1 protein-coding gene is annotated in these 595 nt (G+C 36.0%); it reads left to right on the forward strand.

The genetic code is table 11. The annotated features are described in order from the left end of the window. Nucleotides 1–307: hypothetical protein (locus tag OCH80_RS10185; protein ID WP_404540657.1), on the forward strand; the 307-nt coding region annotated here is incomplete at its 5' end. Between the last annotated feature and the right edge of the window lie 288 nt (nt 308–595).

Below are 595 nucleotides of genomic sequence, written 5' to 3' on the forward strand. Positions count from 1 at the left end.
AACAAGCGCGGCAGACTTCAACAGAAATAGAGACTCGAGTACTCAAGTGACTGTTGATGAGTTTGAAACTGCGCTTAACAGTTATGTTGCGTCTTACGAGTCGCCTATGAATACGGCAAAGTCCAACTACGAACAAGCACAAGCTGACAAGTCAGAGGTCAATGCTGCTCAAGAGAATGTAAATAGCAGTAAAAAGGCTTATGATGAGGCCAATGCTAAAGTAGAAAAGATCAAGACAGTCAATCAGCAAGTGGAAAAGGCTTATAAAGCTTACAAGGACTCTTGGAAAGTCCCAAGTGAGAAGTAATTACAGTAGTGTAATTATTAGGGAGATTAGTTAAGCTTGTTAAAGTATGAATCTGATATATATTCGGGTTCATACTTTTTTGCTTTTTCTAGATATTTGCTAATTTGGTTATAATCGGCGCTGGAACAAGCTTTGAGACTATTGAAATGGTCTGCATACAATAGATGATCTTTTTGTAAAAAAGTAATTTGACAAATAGACCGTTTGAGTCAAAAATTAAAATGTGTAATCATCTAATAATATGTGAGAGGAAAAAATTATGGGTAAAAAGCTGAAAGCCATCAGTAA

The sequence above is a fragment of the Lactobacillus sp. 23-2 genome, from assembly GCF_044902225.1.
GTDB classification, from domain to species: domain Bacteria; phylum Bacillota; class Bacilli; order Lactobacillales; family Lactobacillaceae; genus Lactobacillus; species Lactobacillus absianus.